Here is a 20,453-nt window from a genome sequence, read left to right as displayed (position 1 = left end):
ATCCGGGTGCGATTCGACGATCCCCGAATCCATGTCCATCGAACGCCTCCGCAACATCGCCATCGTCGCCCACGTCGACCACGGCAAGACCACCCTCGTCGACTGCCTCTTGAAGCAGTCGGGCACCCTCGGCGAACGCACGGTCCTGGCCGAGCGCGCGATGGACAGCAACGACCAGGAGAAGGAACGCGGCATCACCATCCTGTCCAAGAACACCGCCATCACCTGGCAGGGCAACCGCATCAACATCGTCGACACCCCCGGCCACGCCGACTTCGGCGGCGAAGTCGAGCGCGTGCTGTCGATGGTCGATTCGGTGCTGATCCTGGTCGACGCGATGGACGGCCCGATGCCGCAGACGCGCTTCGTGACGCAGAAGGCGTTCGCGATGGGCTTCAAGCCGATCGTGGTGGTGAACAAGGTCGATCGCCCCGGTGCGCGCCCAGACTGGGTGATCGACCAGGTGTTCGACCTGTTCGACAAGCTCGGCGCCACCAACGAGCAACTCGACTTCCCGATCGTCTACGCCTCGGCACTGCACGGTTACGCCAGCCTCGACGACGCCGCGCGTGAAGGCGACATGACCCCGCTGTACGAAGCGATCATGCAGCACGTTCCCGCCCCGCCGGTGGCCACCGACGGTCCGTTCCAGATGCGCATCAGCCAGCTGGATTACAACAATTTCGTCGGCGTCATCGGCATCGGCCGCATCCAGCGCGGCACGCTGAAGAAGAACATGCCGGTGGCGGTGATCGACCGCGAAGGCAAGAAGCGCCAAGGCAAGGTGCTGCAGGTGCTCGGCTTCATGGGCCTGGAGCGCATCGAGCAGGACAGCGCGGAAGCCGGCGACATCGTCGCCATCTCCGGCGTCGCCGACCTGTCGATCTCCGACACCATCTGCGCGCTCGATTTCCCGGAAGCGCTGCCGGCACTGACCGTCGACGAGCCGACCATCAGCATGACCTTCCAGGTGAACAATTCGCCGTTCGCCGGGAACAAGGACCTGAGCGGCGGCAAGTTCCTCACCAGCCGCCAGATCAAGGATCGCCTCGAGCGCGAGACCGTGCACAACGTCGCGCTCAAGGTCGAGCAGCTCGAAGACGCCGACAAGTTCCTGGTCTCCGGCCGCGGCGAACTGCACCTGTCGGTGCTGATCGAGAACATGCGTCGCGAAGGCTATGAACTGGCCGTGTCGCGCCCGGAAGTGATCATCAAGGAAATCGACGGCCAGCTGATGGAGCCGATCGAACAGCTCGTGGTCGATATCGAGGAAGTCCACCAGGGCGGCGTGATGGAAAAGCTGGGTACGCGCAAGGGCCAGCTGAAGAACATGGAATCCGACGGCAAGGGCCGCGTGCGCCTCGATTACATGATCCCGGCGCGTGGCCTGATCGGTTTCCAGAACGAATTCCGCACCCTGACCCAGGGCTCGGGCCTGCTGTTCCACGTGTTCGACCATTACGGCCCGAAGGAAACCGGCCCGATCGCCAAGCGCCTCAACGGCGTGATGATCGCCAACGCCCCGGGCGCGACGCCGGCGTATTCGCTCGGCCCGCTGCAGGAGCGCGGCAAGCTGTTCGCCGCCGAAGGCGACCAGGTGTACGAAGGCCAACTGGTCGGCATCCATTCGAAGGACAACGACCTCACGGTCAACGCGATCAAGACCAAGCCGCTGACCAACATGCGCGCTTCCGGCAAGGACGATGCGATCCAGCTGACGCCGGCGATCAAGTACACGCTGGAACAGGCGCTGGACTTCATCGACGACGACGAACTGGTCGAGATCACGCCCAAGGAAATCCGCCTGCGCAAGAAGTTCCTCACGGAAAGCGATCGCAAGCGCGCCAGCCGCGCGGCCTGAGGTCGACGCGCCTTCGGCAACCGATGGATCGCGCCTTTCCGGCTCATCATGCCGTGCGATCCATGGTCGACGCGGCGCGGTTGCGGCTCCAACCGCACCGCAAGGCATCCGAAGCGGCTTGCCGGCTGGTCGCTACGGATGCTCCACCCGCACGATGTGTTCCGGCGTCCACCGATACCGCCATGTGTGCTTCCCCGGCGGCGGGCACGGATAGCCCCGTGACTTTTCGTCACGGGGCAGGCAAATGGGTGAACCCGTTTTGCTCAGGAACGTCACGATGAGCGTCGTGCCATCGATCCGGATACGCTCGACCTCGCCGGGAATATGCACGCCCGCATCATCGGCATAACCGCTGGCGCGGATCTTGTCGTAGGTTTCGACATCGTAGCTGTGGCTCTCCGGATACGGTGCCACGCCCCGCAAATCATCGGGCTTGAGCCAGGTCATCACGATCAAGGCATTGGTCGCGTCCCCCGGACCGAATCCAGTATTGGTGGAGGTCAACAGATAGACGATTTCCTGCGCGCCATCGCCGTCCAGATCGACCGTCTGGACATGCCGGGCGCGATAGTCGTACTCGACCTCGCCGTCTCCCGGATCGTTTGCCCTCAACGACGCCTCGGCCGCGCGTTGGGCAGCTTGCTGCGTAATCGGGCGTTTTTGCGCGGCTGAAGGGATTTCCGTCCGCGTCAGGAACCCCGGCGTCCACCGGTAGTGCCATGTATATCGCCCGGGCGCCGGGCAGCGCTTGAACGGCTTTGCGTAATACCTCGTCGGGATCGAGTGCCGGCAGCGCGGTGAATCCCCGGTATTCACGAAGGTCACGCTCAACTCGTTGCCCTGGATCGCAAGCGCCTTGATCTCGCCTGGAATGTGAGCGCCTGCATCATTGGCATAGCCATGCACAACGACCGCAGGCCCGTGCGTCTCCAGCGCGCTCGGCATCCCCACATACGGCATGGGCGACGGTCGCTCGCGAGGCACCTTCGACGTCATGACCATGATTTCATTGGGGCAGTCGTAATCCGTATCCGGGCATGTCGCCGAGTACCGATATACGACCTCGTTCACGCCATCGCCGTCGAGATCGACGTTCCCGGCATCACGAATATCGAAGTTGGGATCGATATTGCTGCCCGGGATCAGGCGCAACGACGCCATGGCGGCGTCCTTGGCTTGCTCCGCGGTGAGCCGAACTCCGCTGGCGAATGCATGCGAAGTACCTGCGGCAATCGCCAGGATTGCAATTACGCACTTGACGACCATGGGCGCATCTCCTTCGATCCCGCAGGCGCCGCCTCGTTGGCTTTGTTCACGATAGCGCAAGCGCCGCCAACCCGCCGACGATCCCACCACCACGCCAAGCTCGCCACTCCGCCCGAGGTCGACACTGCCCGCCGCGGCGGGTAGCCTCGCCGGATGCCAAACCAGCCCAGCCAAGTGCAGGACGAGACGCATCCGCACTACAACCCGGATCCGCATGCGCATCCGGGCCTGCACGTCATCGCGATCTTCGAGGCCGGCAAGGGCCTGCTCGCGTGGCTGGCCGCGAGCGGTCTGGCGCTGATCGGCCCCGCTCCTCTGCAACACTGGGTGCACCTGCTGATCGCGCGCTTCCAGCTCGATCCCGAACACGGCGCGATGGCATGGCTGGCGAATGCCATCGGCCCCGGCACCGTGCATTTCGCCGCGGCGATCGTCGCGGTCTACGGCGCGCTGCACCTCCTCGAGGGCTGGGGCCTGTGGCGGGCGAAGGCCTGGGCCTCGTGGCTGGGCTGCGTCACCGCGGCGCTCTACCTCCCCTTCGACATCTACGCGTTCGCGCGCCACCGCCACTGGATGGAGGCGGTGGTGGTGGTGGTGAACCTGATCGTGGTCTGGGTGCTGGCCCGCGACCTGTTCAAGCGCAAGCACTGAACGCGCTCAGGCGCGGGCGACGATCCCGCGCTTGCGCACCACCAGCATCGCCAGTTCCAGCGCCTGTTCGTAGTTGAGCCGCGGATCCACGGTCGAACGGTAGGCGCGCTCCAGGTCGGCGTCGGTCAGGTCGCGCGCACCGCCGGTGCACTCGGTGACGTCCTCGCCCGTGAGTTCGAGGTGCACGCCGCCCAGGCGCGTGCCTGCCGCCGCATGCAGCTCGAATGCGGTTTCCAGTTCGGCGCGGATGTTGCCGAAGCGGCGCGTCTTGTAGCCGTTCGCGCTGGTCTCGGTGTTGCCGTGCATCGGGTCGCAGACCCAGAGCGCGCGCCGGCCGTCGCGTTTCACCGCATCCAGCAGCGCGGGCAGCCTGGCCGCGATGTTCCCCGCGCCCATGCGGTGGATCAGGGTCAGCCTGCCGGGCTCGTCGTCCGGATTGAGCGCGTCGACCAGGCGCAGCAACTGCTCCGGCGTGGTCGAGGGCCCGACCTTGAGCGCGATCGGGTTGCGGATGCCGCGGAAATATTCGACGTGCGCGCCATCGAGCGCGGCGGTGCGCATGCCGATCCACGGGAAGTGCGTGGACAAATTGAACCAGCCCCATTGCCGCGGGACCTGCCGCGTCTGCGCTTCTTCGTAGGGTAGCAGCAGGGCTTCGTGCGAAGTGTAGAAATCGACCCGGTTGAGGTTGTGCACCTCGTTGCCGGAGATCGTTTCCATGAAACGCACCGCGTCGCCGATGCCGGCGACGATGCGGTGGTATTCGTCGGCGAGCGGCGAGTGCTGGACCCAGCCGAGGTCCCAATACTCCGGATGGTGCAGGTCGGCGAAACCGCCGTCGATCAGCGAACGCACGAAGTTCATCGTCATCGCCGAACGCGCGTGCGCCTTCACCATCAGGCGCGGGTCCGGCGTGCGCGCCAGGGTCGTGAATTCGGGGCCATTGACGATGTCGCCGCGATAGCAGGGCAAGGTCGCGCCGTCGCGGGTTTCGACGTCCGCCGAACGCGGCTTGGCGTACTGCCCGGCGAAACGCCCGACGCGCACCACCGGCAGGCGCAGCCCGTGGACGAGCACGAGGCTCATCTGCAGCAACACCTTCAAGCGGTTGCTGATCACGTCCGGCGTGCATTCGACGAAACGCTCGGCGCAGTCGCCGCCCTGCAACAGGAAACGCCGTCCTTCCTGCGCCTCCGCGACCTGCCGCTTCAACGACAGGATTTCCCACGAGGTCACCAGTGGCGGCAACGCGCGCAATTCGTCCTGCACCCCGGCCAGCGCTGAAGCGTCCGGGTATTGCGGCTGTTGCAGCGCGGGCCGCGCGCGCCAACTATCCGGCGTCCAGCCTTCGGGCAGGTTGACCGAGCGCAGGTGGTGTTCGGGAAGGCTCATCGTCGGCTCATGCTGCACTGCAACGCATCACCCATCATCCGCGCCCGCGGCACCAGCCGCAAGCCTCGCCACGGAACCGATTCAGCGACGGCGGAAACCGGCCAGCAACGCCCATGCCGCGAGCGCCAGGAACCACAACAGGCACCACATCGGCATGCTCAAGCCGAGGAACTGCCAATTGATGTTGCTGCAATCGCCATCGGCCATCAGCACCTTGCGCGCGACGCCGAGCCAGGATTGCCGTTCGAGCATGAAGTTCAGGCCAGGGCCGCAGCTCGGCATTTCCGGCGGATACAACTGCACCCAGGAATGGCGGCCTGCATAGCCGATGCCAACGACGGCGGGCACCAGCGCCAACAGCGACCACGCCTTGCGTGCGCCCTGCGAACGCGGTGCGGCGAGCCCGCCGACGAGGAACACGAGCCCCAGCGCGGCGAAGGCGATGCGCTGGAAGATGCAGAACGGGCACGGCTGTATGCGCAGGTGGAACTGTACGTAGAACGCGTAGCCGAGCAACGCTGCGCAGCAGGCGAAGCCGAGGAGGAACTGCTTGCGGAAGCTCCAACGGAATGGGTTCACGTGCGCGCTCGCTTGCGGAAGTTGCCGCGATTATCGCGCCCTGCCCCGCAAACGAAAAACCCCGGCTCATGGCCGGGGCTTCGTTGATCCGGATCGGACCGAAGATCAGTCGGCGTCGACGGCCGAAACGTCGGGGCGGTCGACCAGTTCGACGTAGGCCATCGGCGCGTTGTCGCCGGCGCGGAAGCCGCACTTGAGGATGCGCAGGTAGCCGCCCGGGCGGGTGGCGTAGCGCGGGCCGAGTTCGACGAAGAGCTTGCCCACGGCCTGCTTGTCGCGCAGGCGCGAGAACGCGAGGCGGCGGTTGGCGACGCCGTCGACCTTGCCGAGGGTGATCAGCGGCTCGGCGACGCGGCGCAGTTCCTTGGCCTTCGGCAGCGTGGTGCGGATGAGTTCGTGCTTGATCAGCGAGGCGGCCATGTTCGAGAACATCGCATCGCGATGCGAACTGGTGCGGCTGAACTTGCGTCCGGATTTCTGGTGGCGCATGGCGTTGGTTCCTGTTGAATGCTGGAGCTGTTGGACTTCGCTGTCGCCATCGTGGCGTTGGAGCTTCGGGCTACGCTGGCCCTGGCCGATCCTCCGTGACCGGCGCGCCGCGAACTGGGTTCGTCGGCTTTCGTTCGTCATTCCCGCGAAAGCGGGAATCCAGTGTCTTTCTTTTTCAATTCGCTGCTGCCATCCATGGCGGTGTTTCGAGGGCTTCGGAACGCCCTGCCCGTCCATCCATGGCCGGGCGCCGAGTCAACGCAGGCGATGCCGATAGGGCATCGCCTGAGCGCGTTGCCTCAGCCCATCATCCCGTGCGAGGCGATGCCGGCCGGCGGCCAGTTCTCGAGCTTCATGCCCAGCGAAAGGCCGCGCGAAGCGAGCACTTCCTTGATCTCGGTGAGCGACTTCTTGCCGAGGTTCGGCGTCTTCAGCAGCTCGACTTCGGTCTTCTGGATCAGGTCGCCGATGTAGTAGATGCTCTCGGCCTTGAGGCAGTTGGCCGAACGCACGGTCAGCTCGAGGTCGTCGATCGGGCGCAGCAGCATCGGGTCGACGCCCGAAGCCGCCGGCTTCGCCGCACCGCGCTCGCGGTGGGTGAAGTCGCCGAACACGCTGAGCTGCTCGCTGAGGATGTCGGCGGCGGTGCGCACGGCTTCCTCGGCGTCGATGGTGCCGTTGGTCTCGATGTCGAGGACCAGCTTGTCCAGGTCGGTGCGCTGTTCGACGCGTGCGGCCTCGACTTCGTAGGCCACGCGGCGCACCGGCGAGAACGAGGCATCGAGCATCAGGCGGCCGATCGCGCGGGTTTCCTCGTCGGGGCGGCGGCGGGCGGCGGCCGGCTGGTAGCCGAAGCCGCGCTCGATCTTGAGCCGCATGTCGAGGGTCGCGTCCTTGGTCAGGTGCGCGATCACGTGGTCGGGGTTCAGGATCTCGACGTTGTGGTCGGTCTTGATGTCGCCGGCGGTGACGACGCCCGGGCCCTGCTTGGTCAGGCTCAGGGTGGAGCTGTCGCCGGTGCCCATGCGGATGGCGACGTCCTTGAGGTTCAGCAGCACTTCCAGCACGTCTTCCTGCAGACCCTCGATGGTGCTGTATTCGTGCAGCACGCCGTCGATGTCGACCTCGGTGATGGCGTAGCCGGGGATCGACGACAGCAGCACGCGGCGCAACGCATTGCCGAGGGTGTGGCCGTAGCCGCGCTCCAGCGGTTCGATCACGACCTTGGCGCGGTTGTCGGCCAGGCGCTCGATCTGGGGGGCCTTGGGACGCAGGACCTGGTTGGCGGTAACCGTCATTCGTGGGGTCTCCTGATGCACCCGGTTCATGACGCCGGGCGCGTGACGCAAAGAAAATTACTTCGAGTACAGCTCGACGATCAGCGCTTCGTTGATGTCGCTGGGCAGGTCGGCGCGGTCCGGCACGGCCTTGAACACGCCGGCGAACTTGTTCGAATCGACTTCGACCCAGGACGGCGGCAGGTCCATCTGCTTGGCGACGGCCAGCGATTCCTGCACGCGGAGCTGCTTCTGCGCCTTTTCCGACAGGGCGATCGCGTCGCCGGCCTTGACCGCGTACGACGGCAGGTTGACCGGCTTGCCGTTCACGGTGACGCCGCGGTGCGACACCAGCTGGCGCGCGGCCGGACGGGTGACCGCGAAACCCATGCGGTAGACGACGTTGTCGAGGCGGGTCTCCAGCATCTGCAGGAGGTTCTCGCCGGTGTTGCCCTTCCGGTTCGACGCCTTCTTGTAGTAGTTGCGGAACTGGCGCTCGAGCAGGCCATAGATGCGCTTCACCTTCTGCTTCTCGCGCAGCTGGGTGGCGTAGTCGGACAGCTTGCCCTTGCGCGCGGTCGCGCCGTGCTGGCCGGGCTTCTGCTCCAGCTTGCACTTGGAGTCCAGCGCGCGGGCCGGCGACTTGAGGGAAAGATCGGCGCCTTCGCGGCGCGCGAGCTTGCAGGTGGGACCGAGATAACGAGCCATGTTCTATTGCTCCCCGGCGTCAGACGCGACGCTTCTTCGGCGGACGGCACCCGTTGTGCGGGATCGGCGTCACGTCGATGATGTTGGTGATCTTGTAGCCGGCGTTGTTGAGCGAACGCACGGCCGATTCGCGGCCCGGACCCGGGCCCTTGATGCGCACTTCCAGCGACTTCACGCCGTAGTCGAGCGCGGCCTTGCCGGCCTTCTCGGCGGCGACCTGCGCGGCGAACGGGGTCGACTTGCGCGAACCGCGGAAGCCCGCGCCGCCCGAAGTCGCCCACGACAGCGCGTTGCCCTGGCGGTCCGTGATCGTGATGATGGTGTTGTTGAAGGACGCGTGGACGTGCGCGATGCCGTCCGTGATGACGCGCTTGATCTTCTTCTTGGTCTTGTTGGCGGCTGCCGGCTTGGCCATGGTCTGGGTTCCTTACTTCTTGATGGCCTTGCGCGGGCCCTTGCGGGTCCGGGCATTGGTCCGGGTGCGCTGGCCGCGCAACGGCAGGCCGCGGCGATGGCGCAGGCCGCGATAGCAGGCCAGGTCCATCAGGCGCTTGATCGCCACGCCGACTTCGCGACGCAGATCGCCTTCGACCACGTACTTGCCGACCTCGGCGCGCAGCGCCTCGACTTGCGGCTCCGACAGGTCGCGGATCTTGGTGGTCGACGGCACGCCCGCCGCTTCGCAGACCTTCTGCGAACGGGTGCGGCCGATGCCGTAAATGCTCTGCAGGCCGACCCAGACGTGCTTCTGGGCAGGCAGGTTGACGCCCGCAATACGCGCCATAAGGCGATCTCCGATACGAAATGGCACCGGATTTGGCAATCCGGCGCGGTGAACATGAAATTATAGCCAGATTCCGGTGGTTCAGGAAGCCCCTGCCCCGGAGGGCATGGACCCGGCATGGGGAGTGTGCCCATGCTCCGGCGACGGCTTCGAACTGGCAGTACCGGACTGTTCCCCGGCCTGCCCGCGCGCTACTCCGGCGCGCGGATCGGTTCGTTGCCACCCACGCCCGGAATCGCTGCGGGGGTCGCCCATCTTGCCGGTCGGGGCTTGAAGCCCGATCCGGCGATTGTTCGTCAACGGCCTCGCGAGCCGCCTTTCAGATTCGCCTTCTTCAGCAGGCTCTCGTACTGGTGCGACATCAGGTGGGCTTGGATCTGGGCGATGAAGTCCATCACCACGACCACCACGATCAGCAGCGACGTGCCACCGAAATAGAACGAGGTACCGAGCTTGGTGCGCATGATCTCCGGCAACAGGCAGACCATGACCAGGTAGATCGCGCCTGCGGCGGTCAGCCGGGTCAGCACGCCGTCGATGTAGTCGGCGGTGGCCTTGCCCGGGCGGATGCCGGGGATCAGCGCACCCGACTTCTTCAGGTTGTCGGCGGTCTCCTGCGAGTTGAACACCAGCGCGGTATAGAAAAACGCGAAGCCGATGATCAGCGCCGCGTACAGGATCATGTGCAGCGGCTCGCCCGGCGACAACGCCTGGCTGACTTTCTGCAGCGTGGTCTGCAGGGTCGAGCCCGAAGCGCCCTGCCCGAACCACTGCGAGGCGGTCGCGGGGAACATCACGATCGACGACGCGAAGATCGGCGGAATCACGCCCGACATGTTGAGCTTGAGCGGCAGGAACGACGACTGGTTCATGTACGCGCTGCGGCCGCCCTGGCGGCGCGCGTAGTTCACGGTGATGCGGCGCTGGCCGCTTTCCATGAACACCACGAAGAGGGTGAACACCAACACGATCACGAGGATGGCAATCACCGCCAGCGGACTCATGTCGCCGTTGCGCGCCTGCTCCAGCGTGTTCAGCGTCGCGCCGGGAAGTCCGGCGACGATGCCCGCGAAGATGATCATGGACACGCCATTGCCGATGCCGCGCTCGGTGATCTGCTCGCCCAGCCACATCAGGAACATGGTGCCGGCAGTCAGCGCGACGACCGCGGTCAGGACGAAGCCCATGCCCGGCGCATAGACGACGGGTATGCCGTTCTGCGCGCCCTGATGCTGCAGTGCCGTGGCGATGCCGGCGGCCTGGAACACCGCCAGCGGGATCGCGCCGATGCGCGACCACTGGGTGATCTTGCGGCGACCGGATTCGCCTTCCTTCTGGATCGCCTTCAGGCTGGGCAGGATCTGCACCAACAGCTGGATGATGATCGAGGCGGAGATATAGGGAACGACATTGAGCGCGAACAGGCTGAAATGCCGAAGCGCACCGCCGGAGAACATGTTGAACATGTCCACGATGGTGCCCTTCTGCGCATCCATCAGGTGCAACATCGCTTCCGGGTTGACGCCCGGCACCGGGATGTAGCAGCCGATGCGGTACACGACCATGGCGCCGGCCAGGAACAACAGCCGCTGGCGGAGTTCGGTGAACTTGCCGACTCCGCCGAGGGAACCCATTGCCTGAGCGCTTCGCGCCATGCGTCGCTTACTCCCCGACCTGGCCGCCGGCGGCTTCGATCGCGGCGCGTGCGCCGGCCGTGGCCAGCACGCCCTTCAGCACGAACTTCTTGCTGATCTCGCCCTTCTTCACCACCTTGGCCTGCTTCGCGGTGCTCGGCACCAGCTTGGCGGCGCGCAGCGCAGCGAAGTCGATCGTGCCGGCGTCCAGCTTGTCCAGCTGGTACAGCAGCACTTCGGCGGTGTCGCTCTTCTTGTGCGAAGCGAAACCGATCTTGGGCAGGCGACGCTGCATGGGCATCTGGCCGCCTTCGAAGCCGGCCTTGATCTTGCCCTTGCCCGAACGCGCGAACGAACCCTTGTGTCCGCGGCCGGCAGTCTTGCCGAGGCCGGAACCGATGCCGCGTCCGACGCGCTTGCGATCTTCGCGGGCGCCGTCGGCAGGCTTGAGCGTATTGAGCTTCATGATGCTTATTCCTCGACCTGGACCAGGTAGTGGACCTTGTTGATCAGGCCACGGACCTGCGGGCTGTCCTTGAGTTCGCGCACGTCGTTGAGCTTGTTGAGGCCCAGCGCGCGCACCGAAAGGCGGTGCTTGGCCTGCGAACCACGCAGGCCCTTGACCAAACGGACCTTGACGGTTCCGCCGTTGTTCCCGGACTTAGGCGACATGCAGCACCTCCTCGACCTTCTTGCCGCGCTTGGCCGCGATCTTGGCCGGCGAGTGCATGGACTCGAGGCCCTTGACCGTGGCGCGCACGAGGTTGATCGGGTTGCGCGAACCGACCGCCTTGGCCAGCACGTTCTTCACGCCCACCGCTTCGAGCACGGCGCGCATCGCGCCGCCGGCGATCACGCCGGTACCTTCGGACGCGGGCTGCATGAACACGCGGGCCGCGCCGTGGCCGGCCTTCACCTGGTGGAACAGGGTGCCGTTGTTCAGGTCGACGCTGACCATGTTCTTGCGCGCGTATTCCATCGACTTCTGGATCGCGACCGGCACTTCGCGCGCCTTGCCGTAGCCGAAGCCGACCTTGCCATTGCCGTCGCCGACCACGGTCAGCGCGGTGAAGGTGAACTGGCGGCCGCCCTTGACGGTCTTGCTGACGCGGTTGACCGCGACCAGCTTCTCGACCATGCCATCGTCGATCTCTTCGCGGTCGCGATTACGGTCGCGGCCGCGGGATTCGCGTTGTTCTGCCATTGCGTTGTCTCGTCTGTGAAAGGGAATTGCGGCTTCGCCGCTTATGGTTGTGGAGTGGTTCGGGTGTTCCGCAATGGCCGCAACCGGCCACGGCGTCCGATGCACCTCGCATCGGCGAGCAACAACGTGCCGAATGCATGGGGCCGAAGCTCCATGCGTTCAAGCATCAGAACTGCAGGCCGCCTTCGCGCGCGGCTTCGGCCAGCGCCTTGATGCGGCCGTGGAAGCGGTAACCCGAACGGTCGAACGCGACCTTCTCGATGCCGGCGGCGCGCGCCTTCTCGGCGATCGCCTTGCCGACCTTGGCCGCGGCATCGCTGTTGCGGCCGTTCTTCAGGCCGTCGCGCACGTCGGCCTGGGTGGTGTTGGCCGCGGCCAGCACCTTGGAGCCGTCGGCACTGAACAGCTGCGCGTACACGTGCTGGCCGGTGCGCAGCACCGACAGGCGCGGCACGCCGAGTTCGCGGATATGCGCGCGGGTGGACTTGGCGCGGCGCAGGCGGGCGATTTTCTTGTCCATGGTTCTGTTCTCCGGAAGCTGAAAGCGAGCGATTACGCCTTCTTGGCTTCCTTGCGGATGATGGTCTCGTCGGAATACTTCACGCCCTTGCCCTTGTACGGTTCCGGCGGGCGGAAACCGCGGATCTTGGCCGCGACTTCGCCGACGCGTTGCTTGTCGGCGCCGCTGACCACGATCTCGGTCTGGGTCGGGGTGGCGATGGTGATGCCTTCCGGCGCCGTGAACAGCACCGGATGCGAGAACCCGAGCGACAGGTTCAGGTCCTTGCCCTGCATGGCGGCGCGGTAACCGACGCCGACCAACTCGAGCTTGCGCTCGAAGCCTTCGGACACGCCCTTCACCATGTTGGCGAGGATCGCACGCAGGGTACCGGCGAGCGGAACGAGGTTGTCGTCGTTGGCCGACAACTGGGCGTTGCCGTCCTCGAGCTTGACTTCGATGCCGTTCGGCTTGGCGATCGACAAGGTACCCTTCGGGCCCTTGACGCTGACGCTGTCGGACTGGATGTTGAACTCGACGCCCTTGGGCAGGGCGATCGGCTTCTTGGCGACGCGGGACATGTGCGCTACTCCCTTAGGCCACGAAGCACAGGACTTCGCCGCCCACGCCTTCCTGGCGAGCGCGAGCGTCGGTCATGATGCCCTTGGAGGTGGAAATGATGGCGACGCCGAGGCCGCCGAGCACCTTCGGCAAGGCATCCTTGCCGCGGTACTGGCGCAGGCCCGAGCGCGACACGCGCTGCAGCTTCTCGATCACCGGCTTGCCTTCGAAGTACTTCAGCACGATCTTGAGCTCGGCCTTGGCGCCGTTCTCGGTCACGCGCAGCTCGCCGATGTAGCCCTCGTCCTTGAGGACGTTGGCGATCGCGACCTTGGTCTTGGACGACGGCATCTTCACCGTCTGCTTGCCGACCGCCGCCGCATTCCTGATGCGGACCAGCATGTCGGCGATGGGATCAGTCATGCTCATTGAAAGTTACCTTTGAGTGCACCGATATCCGCTTTCGCGAAAATCTTGGGTTGGAAGAACTTGTTACCAGCTCGCCTTGCGCAGGCCGGGGACGTCGCCGTTCATCGTCGCCTTGCGCAGCGCGTTGCGGCCCAGGCCGAACTTGGCGTACACGCCGCGCGGGCGGCCGGTCAGGGCGCAACGGCTGGTCTGGCGGCTCGGCGAGGAATCGCGCGGGAGTTTCTGCAGCTTGGTCGCCGCGGCCATCTTGTCCTCGTAGGAGGCGTCGTGGCTGGCGATGACCTTCTTCAGCGCCTCGCGCTTGGCGGCGTGCTGCTTCGCGAGCTTCGCGCGCTTGGTCTCGCGGTTGATCATGGAAGTCTTGGCCATGGTCTGTCTCGATCCTCGATGATCAGTTGCGGAACGGGAAGCGGAACGCTTCCAGCAAGGCCTTCGCCTCGGCGTCGGTCTTGGCGGTGGTGGTGATGGCGATGTCCATGCCGCGGATCGCGTCGACCTGGTCGAAGTCGATTTCCGGGAAGATGATCTGTTCCTTCACGCCCATGTTGTAGTTGCCGCGGCCGTCGAACGAACGGCCGGACACGCCGCGGAAGTCGCGCACGCGCGGCAGCGAGATGTTGACCAGGCGGTCGAGGAACTCGTACATCTTGGCGCGGCGCAGGGTCACCTTGGCGCCGATCGGCCAACCGTCGCGGATCTTGAACGAGGCCACCGAGACGCGGGTCTTGGTCACCAGCGGCTTCTGGCCCGCGATCTTGGCCATGTCGGCCACCGCGTTCTCCAGCACCTTCTTGTTCGCAGCGGCCTCGCCCACGCCCATGTTGAGCGTGATCTTGGTCAGCTTCGGCACTTCCATCGGATTGGTGTAGCCGAACTGCTTCATCAGCTTCGGCACCACTTCTTCCTTGTAGAACTTCTCGAGTCGGGTCGTCATGTCAGATCGCCTCGCCGCTGGAGCGGAAGACGCGCAGGCGCTCTCCATTCTCCAGGACCTTGGTCTTGACGCGCTCGCCCTTGCCGGAGGCAGGGTTGAACGGCATCACGTTGGAAATGTGGATCGACGCCTCGCGCTCGACCACGCCGCCGGGCTGGCCGGCCTGCGGGTTGGGCTTGGTGTGGCGCTTGACCATGTTCAAATTGGAGACGTACACGCGATCGCCTTCGACGCGCAGCACTTCGCCGGTCTGGCCCTTGAGCACCTTGCCAGCTTTCTTGTTGCCACCGGCGATGATGATGACGGTGTCGCCCTTCTTGATGCGGTTGTTTGCCATGTCAGTGTCCTCCGCTCACAGCACTTCGGGCGCGAGCGAGACGATCTTCATGAACTTCTCGGAGCGCAGTTCGCGCGTCACCGGCCCGAAGATGCGGGTGCCGATCGGTTCCTGCTTGTTGTTCAGCAGCACGGCCGCGTTGGCGTCGAAGCGGATCAGCGAACCGTCCGGGCGACGGACGCCCTTGCGGGTGCGGACCACGACGGCGTCGTAGACATCGCCCTTCTTCACCTTGCCGCGCGGGATGGCATCCTTCACCGACACCTTGATGATGTCGCCGATGTTGGCGTAGCGGCGCTTGGAGCCGCCGAGCACCTTGATGCACATCACTTCCTTGGCGCCGGAGTTGTCGGCCACGTCGAGGTGGCTTTGCATCTGGATCATGGTTCAGCCTCCCCTTATTCGGCCGCGTGGGCGACGATCTCGACCACGCGCCAGTTCTTGGTCTTGGACAGCGGCGCGCATTCGGCGACGCGGACCATGTCGCCCATCTGGCAGGCGTTGTCGGCGTCGTGCGCATGCAGCTTGGTCGAACGGCGGATGTACTTGCCGTACAGCGCGTGCTGCACCTGGCGTTCCACCAGCACGGTGACCGTCTTGTCCATCTTGTTGCTGACGACGCGGCCTTCGACCGTGCGCAGCTTCTTGGTGTTTTCGCTCATCGTCGGCAGTCCTTACTTCTGCTGGCCGAGCACGGTGTTGACGCGCGCGATCTCGCGGCGCACCCGGCGGGCCTCGTGGGTCTTGGCCAGCTGGCCGGTCGCCTTCTGCATGCGCAGGGCGAACTGCTCCTTGCGCAGGTCCTGCAGGTGCGACTGGAGCTCGTCCGCCGACTTCTGACGCAGTTGCTTGATGTCCATCAGCGCACCGTCCGGGTCACGAATTGGGTGGTGACCGAGAGCTTGGCGGCGGCCAGGCGGAACGCCTCGCGCGCGGTCGCCTCGTCGACGCCCTCGATCTCGTAGATCATGCGACCGGGCTGGATCTGGGCGACCCAGTACTCCACGTTGCCCTTGCCCGAGCCCATGCGGACTTCGATCGGCTTCTGGGTGATCGGCTTGTCGGGGAACACGCGGATCCACATCTTGCCGCCGCGCTTGACGTAGCGGCTGATCGAACGGCGGGCCGCCTCGATCTGGCGCGCGGTCAGCTGGCCGGTCGCGGTGGCGCGCAGGCCGTACTCGCCGAAGCTGACGGCATTGCCGTTCCAGCTCAGGCCCTCGTTGCGGCCCTTCATCATCTTGCGGTATTTGGTTCGCTTGGGTTGCAGCATGACTTACTCCCTCGCCTCGCGCTCGCGGCGCGGACCGCGCGGACGATCCGCCCTGTCGCCGCGATCACCACGATCGCCGCGCGGACTGTCGTCCTGCTTTTCCTGGCCGACCTGGCTGAAATCGAAGATTTCGCCCTTGTAGACCCAGACCTTGATGCCGATCACGCCGTAGGTGGTGTGCGCCTCGGCGAAACCGTAGTCGACGTCCGCGCGCAGGGTGTGCAGCGGCACGCGGCCTTCGCGGTACCACTCCGAACGCGCGATCTCGGCGCCATTGAGGCGGCCGGCGACGTTGACCTTGATGCCCAGCGCGCCCAGTCGCATCGCGTTGCCAACAGCACGCTTCATCGCGCGGCGGAACATGATGCGGCGCTCGAGCTGCTGCGCGATCGACTCGGCGACCAGCTGCGCGTCGAGTTCGGGCTTGCGCACTTCGGTGACGTTGATGTGCGCCGGGACGCCCATCAGGTCGCTCACTTCCTTGCGCAGCTTCTCGATATCCTCGCCGCGCTTGCCGATCACCACGCCCGGGCGGGCGGTATGGATCGTGACGCGCGCGTTGTTCGCCGGACGCTCGATGCTGATCTTGCTGATGCCGGCCTGGGCCAGCTTCTTGCGCAGCATCTCGCGGACCTTGAGGTCGGCGGCGAGGAACTCGGCGAAGTGCTTCTTGCCGGCGTACCACTTCGAGTTCCAGTCCTTGGCGATGCCCAGGCGGATGCCGATCGGATTGACTTTATGACCCATGGTTACTTGCCCTCGCCCACGACCACGGTGATGTGGCTGGTGCGCTTGAGAATGCGGGTACCGCGGCCCTTGGCGCGCGCCATGAAACGCTTCAGCGACGGGCCTTCGTCGACCATGATGGTCTTGACGCGCAACTCGTCGACATCGGCGCCCTGGTTGTTCTCGGCGTTCGCGATCGCCGACTCGACCACCTTCTTGATCAGGTGCGCGGCCTTCTTGTCCGAGAACTTCAGCAGGTTGACGGCGCGTTCGGCCGACAAGCCGCGCACCTGGTCCGCGACCAGGCGGGCTTTCTGCGGGGAGATGCGCGCGGTGCGCAGGATTGCCTTCGCTTCCATCGTCATCTCCTTACTTCTTGCCTTCGGCCTTCTTGTCGCCACCGTGGCCCTTGAAGGTCCTCGTCATGGCGAATTCGCCGAGCTTGTGCCCGACCATGTTCTCGTTGACCAGCACCGGCACGTGGTTCTTGCCGTTGTGCACGGCGATGGTGAAACCCACCATCTCCGGCATGATCATCGAGCGGCGCGACCAGGTCTTGATCGGCTTCTTGCTGCCGCCCGCGGCCTCCACCTTCTTGATGAGGTGGTGGTCGACGAACGGACCTTTCTTGAGCGAACGTGCCATCTCTGATTAGCTCCGGCGATCGCGCACGATGAACTGCTGCGTGCGCTTGTTCTTGCGGGTCTTGTAACCCTTGGTCGGCACGCCCCACGGGGTGACCGGGTGCGGATTGCCCTGGCCGGCCTTGGCCTCGCCACCGCCGTGCGGGTGATCGACCGGGTTCATGGCCGCGCCGCGGACGGTCGGCTTGATGCCGCGCCAGCGCTTGGCGCCGGCCTTGCCGAGCTTCTCGAGGTTGTGTTCGACGTTGCCGACTTCGCCGACGGTCGCGCGGCATTCGGCCGGGACGCGACGCATCTCGCCAGAACGCAGGCGCAGCGTGGCGTACACGCCTTCGCGGGCGATCAGCTGCACGCCGGCGCCGGCGGCGCGGGCGATCTGCGCGCCCTTGCCCGGCTTCATCTCGATGCAGTGCACGGTGGAACCGACCGGGATGTTGCGCAGCGGCAGGGTGTTGCCGGCCTTGATCGGCGCGTTGCTGCCCGCGATCACCTGGTCGCCGGCCTTCAGGCCCTTCGGCGCGATGATGTAGCGGCGCTCGCCGTCGACGTAGCACAGCAACGCGATGTGCGCGGTGCGGTTCGGGTCGTACTCGATGCGCTCCACGCGCGCCGGGATGTTCTCCTTGTCGCGCTTGAAGTCGATCAGGCGGTAATGCTGCTTGTGCCCCCCGCCGATGTGGCGGGTGGTGATGCGGCCGTGGTTGTTGCGGCCGCCGGTCTTGCCCTGCTTCTCGACCAGGGCCGCGTGCGGCGCACCCTTGTGCAGGTCGGGCGTGACCACGCGGACCGCGCTGCGGCGGCCGGGGGAAGTGGGCTTGAACTTCATCAATGGCATCGGACTGTCCTCAGGCCTTGGCCGACGTGACGTCGATCGACTGGCCATCGGCCAGGGTCACGTACGCCTTGCGCCAGTCGCCGCGGCGACCGGCACGGTTGCGGAACGCGCGGCTCTTGCCCTTCACGTTCACCACGTTCACCGACTTCACGCTGACGTCGAACAACTGCTCGACCGCAGCCTTGATGTCGGCCTTGCTGGCTTCGCGCGAAACCTCGAAAGCGTACTGGTTGGAGAGTTCCTGCAGGCGCGCGGTCTTTTCCGACACGCGCGGCGCGCGCAGCACTTCGAACACGTTCACGGCGCTCATGCCAGCCACTCCTCGATCTTCTTCACCGCATCGGAGGTGACGACGACGGTATCGGCGCCGACCAACGCGACCGGGTCCAGGCCCTGCACGTCGCGCACTTCCACGTACGGCAGGTTGCGCGCCGACAGGTACAACGATTCGGACGCGTCCTCGGTGACGATCAGCGGACGCTGGCCAACGTCGAGGCCCTTGAGCTTGGCCACCAGGCCACTGGTCTTGGGCGCATCGACGTCGAACGCGTCGACGACCTTGAGCCGGCCCTGGCGGTTCAGCTCGGACAGGATCGCAGCGATCGCGGCGCGGTACATCTTGCGGTTGACCTTCTGCTCGAAGCTGCGCGGCTTGGCCGCGAAGGTCACGCCGCCGCCGACGAAGATCGGGGCCGTCAACGCGCCATGGCGCGCGCCGCCGCCCTTCTGCTTCTTCGACTTCTTGGTGGTGCCGTTGACTTCCGAACGCGTCTTCTGCGCCTTGGTGCCGGCGCGACCCGCGTTGCGGTAGGCAACGACGACCTGGTGGACCAGGTCTTCGCTGAATTCACGGCCGAAGACGGCGTCGGAGACCGACAGCGTCTTGCCGTTGCTGATGGCGAGTTCCATCGTCATCGTCTCCTTAAACCTTGCTCGACGGACGCACGATCACGTCGCCGCCCGGTGCACCCGGGACCGCGCCGCGGATCGCGATCAGGCCGCGCTCGGCGTCGACCTTGACGACCTGCAGGCGCTGCGTGGTCTGCTGTTCGGCGCCCATGTGGCCGGACATCTTCTTGCCCGGGAACACGCGGCCGGGGGTCTGGCGCTGGCCGATCGATCCCGGCGCGCGGTGCGACAGCGAGTTGCCGTGCGTCGCGTCGCCCATGCGGAAGTTCCAGCGCTTGATCGTGCCCTGGAAGCCCTTGCCCTTGGTCACGCCCTGGACGTCGACGATCTGGCCGACCTCGAAGATGTCGGCCTTGATTTCGCCGCCGACCTGGAAGTCGCCGATCTTGTCGGCCTCGACGCGCAGTTCCCACAGGCCGCGGCCCGCTTCCACCTTCGCCTTTGCGAGATGGCCGGCTTCAGGCTTGTTGACCAGCGCGGCGCGCTTGCCGCCGACCGCGACCTGCACGGCGTTGTAGCCGTCGGTCTCGACCGTCTTCACCTGGGTGATGCGGTTCGGGGTGGCTTCGATCAGGGTCACCGGCACGGACTTGCCGTCTTCGGTGAACAGTCGGCTCATGCCGGCCTTGCGACCGACGATGCCGAGCGAATGCTTCTTCGCGCTCATCGTTCTCGTCCTCAGGTCAGCTTGATCTGGACGTCGACGCCAGCCGCGAGTTCGAGCTTCATCAGCGCGTCCACGGTCTTGTCGTTGGGGTCGACGATGTCGAGCACGCGCTTGTGCGTGCGGGTTTCGTACTGGTCGCGCGCGTCCTTGTCGACGTGCGGCGACACCAGCACGGTGTAGCGTTCGATCTTGGTCGGCAACGGGATCGGGCCGCGCACTTGCGCGCCGGTCCGCTTGGCCGTCTCGACGATCTCGCTCGTGGAACGGTCGATCAGTCGGTGATCGAACGCCTTGAGCCGGATGCGAATCTTCTGGTCCGCCATGAGGGTTTCCTCGATTAAAGAGCGACGGTTCGACGGCTGGGTGCGCCGGACCGGGTTGCAACCGCACGAACTAAGGCCTTCAGGCCCGAAAAACGAAGGCAGGCCGGTTGCCCGACCTGCCAGACTGAGTCGCGAACGCACGAAACCGCTCCTGCCAAGATGTTCCGAACTATGTTTCGGAACGGGCGGAGCGCTGCCGTGCGACATGTCCCTGTCTGGCGAAAACGAGGTGCGTCCTGCCCCTCATTTCGCTGGTCGCGGCCGGTTCCAGAAGGAGTCGGCCGCGGTGAGCTGGAAATTATAGCGGGAGTTCCGGCAGGGGCGCAAGCACCCCTGCCAGACGCCCTTACTTCAGGATCTTGGCGACGACGCCGGCACCGACGGTGCGGCCACCCTCGCGGATCGCGAAGCGCAGGCCCTCGTCCATCGCGACGGGGTTGATCAGGCTCACCACCATCTTGATGTTGTCGC

Annotated in this window: 33 protein-coding genes; 2 read left to right on the top strand and 31 right to left on the bottom strand. The window is 65.6% G+C overall.

Going from position 1 to position 20,453, the window contains the following annotated elements:
- Positions 1–31: 31 nt before the first annotated feature.
- Entirely contained in the window at positions 32–1,861 is a 1,830-nt protein-coding gene (typA, locus tag FNZ56_RS00165) for a translational GTPase TypA (RefSeq protein WP_143877926.1), read from the top strand.
- A 132-nt stretch (positions 1,862–1,993) separates the two neighbouring features.
- Here the strand turns inward: typA and FNZ56_RS00160 are convergent, their stop codons facing one another.
- Complete coding sequence (locus FNZ56_RS00160) at positions 1,994–3,127, bottom strand: hypothetical protein (protein ID WP_143877925.1); 1,134 nt, start codon at positions 3,125–3,127, stop codon at positions 1,994–1,996.
- A 153-nt stretch (positions 3,128–3,280) separates the two neighbouring features.
- On the opposite strand from FNZ56_RS00160, the gene FNZ56_RS00155 reads away from it, so the two are divergent.
- Positions 3,281–3,778: a DUF2127 domain-containing protein gene (locus tag FNZ56_RS00155; protein ID WP_143877924.1), complete on the top strand. Its 498-nt coding sequence runs from the start codon at positions 3,281–3,283 to the stop codon at positions 3,776–3,778.
- A 6-nt stretch (positions 3,779–3,784) separates the two neighbouring features.
- Here the strand turns inward: FNZ56_RS00155 and FNZ56_RS00150 are convergent, their stop codons facing one another.
- The 30 genes from FNZ56_RS00150 to FNZ56_RS00005 all read right to left on the bottom strand — a co-directional run.
- Positions 3,785–5,170 (bottom strand): class II 3-deoxy-7-phosphoheptulonate synthase, encoded by a 1,386-nt coding sequence (locus FNZ56_RS00150; protein ID WP_143877923.1) that lies wholly within the window; start codon positions 5,168–5,170, stop codon positions 3,785–3,787.
- An 81-nt stretch (positions 5,171–5,251) separates the two neighbouring features.
- Positions 5,252–5,749: a disulfide bond formation protein B gene (locus FNZ56_RS00145; protein WP_143877922.1), complete on the bottom strand. Its 498-nt coding sequence runs from the start codon at positions 5,747–5,749 to the stop codon at positions 5,252–5,254.
- A 105-nt stretch (positions 5,750–5,854) separates the two neighbouring features.
- On the bottom strand, positions 5,855–6,238 hold the full coding sequence (gene rplQ, locus FNZ56_RS00140; protein WP_143877921.1) for a 50S ribosomal protein L17: 384 nt from the start codon (positions 6,236–6,238) through the stop codon (positions 5,855–5,857).
- Between the two features lie 299 nt (positions 6,239–6,537).
- Positions 6,538–7,536, bottom strand: coding sequence for a DNA-directed RNA polymerase subunit alpha (locus tag FNZ56_RS00135; protein ID WP_143877920.1), 999 nt, complete (start codon positions 7,534–7,536; stop codon positions 6,538–6,540).
- Positions 7,537–7,593: 57 nt separating this feature from the next.
- Positions 7,594–8,223 (bottom strand): 30S ribosomal protein S4, encoded by a 630-nt coding sequence (gene rpsD, locus FNZ56_RS00130; protein ID WP_143877919.1) that lies wholly within the window; start codon positions 8,221–8,223, stop codon positions 7,594–7,596.
- Between the two features lie 19 nt (positions 8,224–8,242).
- On the bottom strand, positions 8,243–8,638 hold the full coding sequence (gene rpsK / locus FNZ56_RS00125; protein ID WP_143877918.1) for a 30S ribosomal protein S11: 396 nt from the start codon (positions 8,636–8,638) through the stop codon (positions 8,243–8,245).
- A gap of 12 nt (positions 8,639–8,650) precedes the next feature.
- Complete coding sequence (rpsM, locus tag FNZ56_RS00120; RefSeq protein WP_143877917.1) at positions 8,651–9,007, bottom strand: 30S ribosomal protein S13; 357 nt, start codon at positions 9,005–9,007, stop codon at positions 8,651–8,653.
- A gap of 296 nt (positions 9,008–9,303) precedes the next feature.
- Complete coding sequence (secY, locus tag FNZ56_RS00115; RefSeq protein ID WP_246064623.1) at positions 9,304–10,662, bottom strand: preprotein translocase subunit SecY; 1,359 nt, start codon at positions 10,660–10,662, stop codon at positions 9,304–9,306.
- A 7-nt stretch (positions 10,663–10,669) separates the two neighbouring features.
- A complete protein-coding gene (rplO, locus tag FNZ56_RS00110) occupies positions 10,670–11,107 on the bottom strand; it encodes a 50S ribosomal protein L15 (protein WP_143877915.1) in 438 nt (145 codons plus the stop codon).
- Between the two features lie 5 nt (positions 11,108–11,112).
- Positions 11,113–11,313, bottom strand: coding sequence for a 50S ribosomal protein L30 (rpmD, locus tag FNZ56_RS00105; protein WP_143877914.1), 201 nt, complete (start codon positions 11,311–11,313; stop codon positions 11,113–11,115).
- Positions 11,303–11,845: a 30S ribosomal protein S5 gene (gene rpsE, locus FNZ56_RS00100; protein ID WP_143877913.1), complete on the bottom strand. Its 543-nt coding sequence runs from the start codon at positions 11,843–11,845 to the stop codon at positions 11,303–11,305. Before rpsE ends, rpmD begins: the two co-directional genes overlap by 11 nt.
- 166 nt (positions 11,846–12,011) lie before the next feature.
- Positions 12,012–12,365: a 50S ribosomal protein L18 gene (gene rplR, locus FNZ56_RS00095; RefSeq protein WP_143877912.1), complete on the bottom strand. Its 354-nt coding sequence runs from the start codon at positions 12,363–12,365 to the stop codon at positions 12,012–12,014.
- Between the two features lie 32 nt (positions 12,366–12,397).
- Complete coding sequence (rplF, locus tag FNZ56_RS00090) at positions 12,398–12,925, bottom strand: 50S ribosomal protein L6 (protein ID WP_143877911.1); 528 nt, start codon at positions 12,923–12,925, stop codon at positions 12,398–12,400.
- A 13-nt stretch (positions 12,926–12,938) separates the two neighbouring features.
- Complete coding sequence (gene rpsH / locus FNZ56_RS00085) at positions 12,939–13,334, bottom strand: 30S ribosomal protein S8 (RefSeq protein ID WP_143877910.1); 396 nt, start codon at positions 13,332–13,334, stop codon at positions 12,939–12,941.
- Between the two features lie 63 nt (positions 13,335–13,397).
- Positions 13,398–13,703, bottom strand: coding sequence for a 30S ribosomal protein S14 (gene rpsN, locus FNZ56_RS00080; protein WP_143877909.1), 306 nt, complete (start codon positions 13,701–13,703; stop codon positions 13,398–13,400).
- A 22-nt stretch (positions 13,704–13,725) separates the two neighbouring features.
- Positions 13,726–14,268, bottom strand: coding sequence for a 50S ribosomal protein L5 (gene rplE / locus FNZ56_RS00075; RefSeq protein ID WP_143877908.1), 543 nt, complete (start codon positions 14,266–14,268; stop codon positions 13,726–13,728).
- Position 14,269: 1 nt separating this feature from the next.
- Positions 14,270–14,605 (bottom strand): 50S ribosomal protein L24, encoded by a 336-nt coding sequence (rplX, locus tag FNZ56_RS00070; protein WP_143877907.1) that lies wholly within the window; start codon positions 14,603–14,605, stop codon positions 14,270–14,272.
- Between the two features lie 15 nt (positions 14,606–14,620).
- Positions 14,621–14,989 carry a 50S ribosomal protein L14 gene (gene rplN / locus FNZ56_RS00065; RefSeq protein ID WP_143877906.1) on the bottom strand — a complete coding sequence of 123 codons (369 nt, stop codon included), beginning with the start codon at positions 14,987–14,989 and terminating at the stop codon, positions 14,621–14,623.
- 14 nt (positions 14,990–15,003) lie between these two features.
- Positions 15,004–15,267 (bottom strand): 30S ribosomal protein S17, encoded by a 264-nt coding sequence (gene rpsQ / locus FNZ56_RS00060; RefSeq protein WP_143877905.1) that lies wholly within the window; start codon positions 15,265–15,267, stop codon positions 15,004–15,006.
- A gap of 12 nt (positions 15,268–15,279) precedes the next feature.
- Positions 15,280–15,465 carry a 50S ribosomal protein L29 gene (rpmC, locus tag FNZ56_RS00055; RefSeq protein WP_143877904.1) on the bottom strand — a complete coding sequence of 62 codons (186 nt, stop codon included), beginning with the start codon at positions 15,463–15,465 and terminating at the stop codon, positions 15,280–15,282.
- Positions 15,465–15,878, bottom strand: coding sequence for a 50S ribosomal protein L16 (gene rplP / locus FNZ56_RS00050; protein ID WP_143877903.1), 414 nt, complete (start codon positions 15,876–15,878; stop codon positions 15,465–15,467). Before rplP ends, rpmC begins: the two co-directional genes overlap by 1 nt.
- Positions 15,879–15,881: 3 nt before the next feature.
- On the bottom strand, positions 15,882–16,625 hold the full coding sequence (gene rpsC, locus FNZ56_RS00045; protein WP_143877902.1) for a 30S ribosomal protein S3: 744 nt from the start codon (positions 16,623–16,625) through the stop codon (positions 15,882–15,884).
- A 2-nt stretch (positions 16,626–16,627) separates the two neighbouring features.
- Entirely contained in the window at positions 16,628–16,963 is a 336-nt protein-coding gene (gene rplV, locus FNZ56_RS00040) for a 50S ribosomal protein L22 (RefSeq protein ID WP_143877901.1), read from the bottom strand.
- Between the two features lie 10 nt (positions 16,964–16,973).
- Complete coding sequence (gene rpsS, locus FNZ56_RS00035; protein ID WP_143877900.1) at positions 16,974–17,249, bottom strand: 30S ribosomal protein S19; 276 nt, start codon at positions 17,247–17,249, stop codon at positions 16,974–16,976.
- Between the two features lie 6 nt (positions 17,250–17,255).
- Positions 17,256–18,083 carry a 50S ribosomal protein L2 gene (gene rplB, locus FNZ56_RS00030; protein ID WP_143877899.1) on the bottom strand — a complete coding sequence of 276 codons (828 nt, stop codon included), beginning with the start codon at positions 18,081–18,083 and terminating at the stop codon, positions 17,256–17,258.
- A gap of 10 nt (positions 18,084–18,093) precedes the next feature.
- Positions 18,094–18,393 carry a 50S ribosomal protein L23 gene (rplW, locus tag FNZ56_RS00025; RefSeq protein ID WP_143877898.1) on the bottom strand — a complete coding sequence of 100 codons (300 nt, stop codon included), beginning with the start codon at positions 18,391–18,393 and terminating at the stop codon, positions 18,094–18,096.
- Positions 18,390–18,992, bottom strand: a complete 603-nt coding sequence (gene rplD / locus FNZ56_RS00020; protein ID WP_143877897.1) for a 50S ribosomal protein L4 — start codon at positions 18,990–18,992, stop codon at positions 18,390–18,392. The genes rplW and rplD overlap by 4 nt, the downstream gene beginning before the upstream one ends.
- A 13-nt stretch (positions 18,993–19,005) precedes the next feature.
- Positions 19,006–19,659 (bottom strand): 50S ribosomal protein L3, encoded by a 654-nt coding sequence (rplC, locus tag FNZ56_RS00015; protein ID WP_143877896.1) that lies wholly within the window; start codon positions 19,657–19,659, stop codon positions 19,006–19,008.
- Positions 19,660–19,670: 11 nt separating this feature from the next.
- On the bottom strand, positions 19,671–19,982 hold the full coding sequence (gene rpsJ, locus FNZ56_RS00010; protein WP_143877895.1) for a 30S ribosomal protein S10: 312 nt from the start codon (positions 19,980–19,982) through the stop codon (positions 19,671–19,673).
- Between the two features lie 346 nt (positions 19,983–20,328).
- Positions 20,329–20,453 (bottom strand): EF-Tu C-terminal domain-related protein (locus FNZ56_RS00005; protein ID WP_455363793.1); only part of this gene is annotated, 125 nt, incomplete at its 5' end.

It is taken from the genome of Lysobacter lycopersici (assembly GCF_007556775.1).
GTDB lineage: Bacteria > Pseudomonadota > Gammaproteobacteria > Xanthomonadales > Xanthomonadaceae > Pseudoluteimonas > Pseudoluteimonas lycopersici.
Note: the sequence above shows the minus strand (reverse complement) of the source record. Positions and strands in the feature narration are given on the sequence as shown.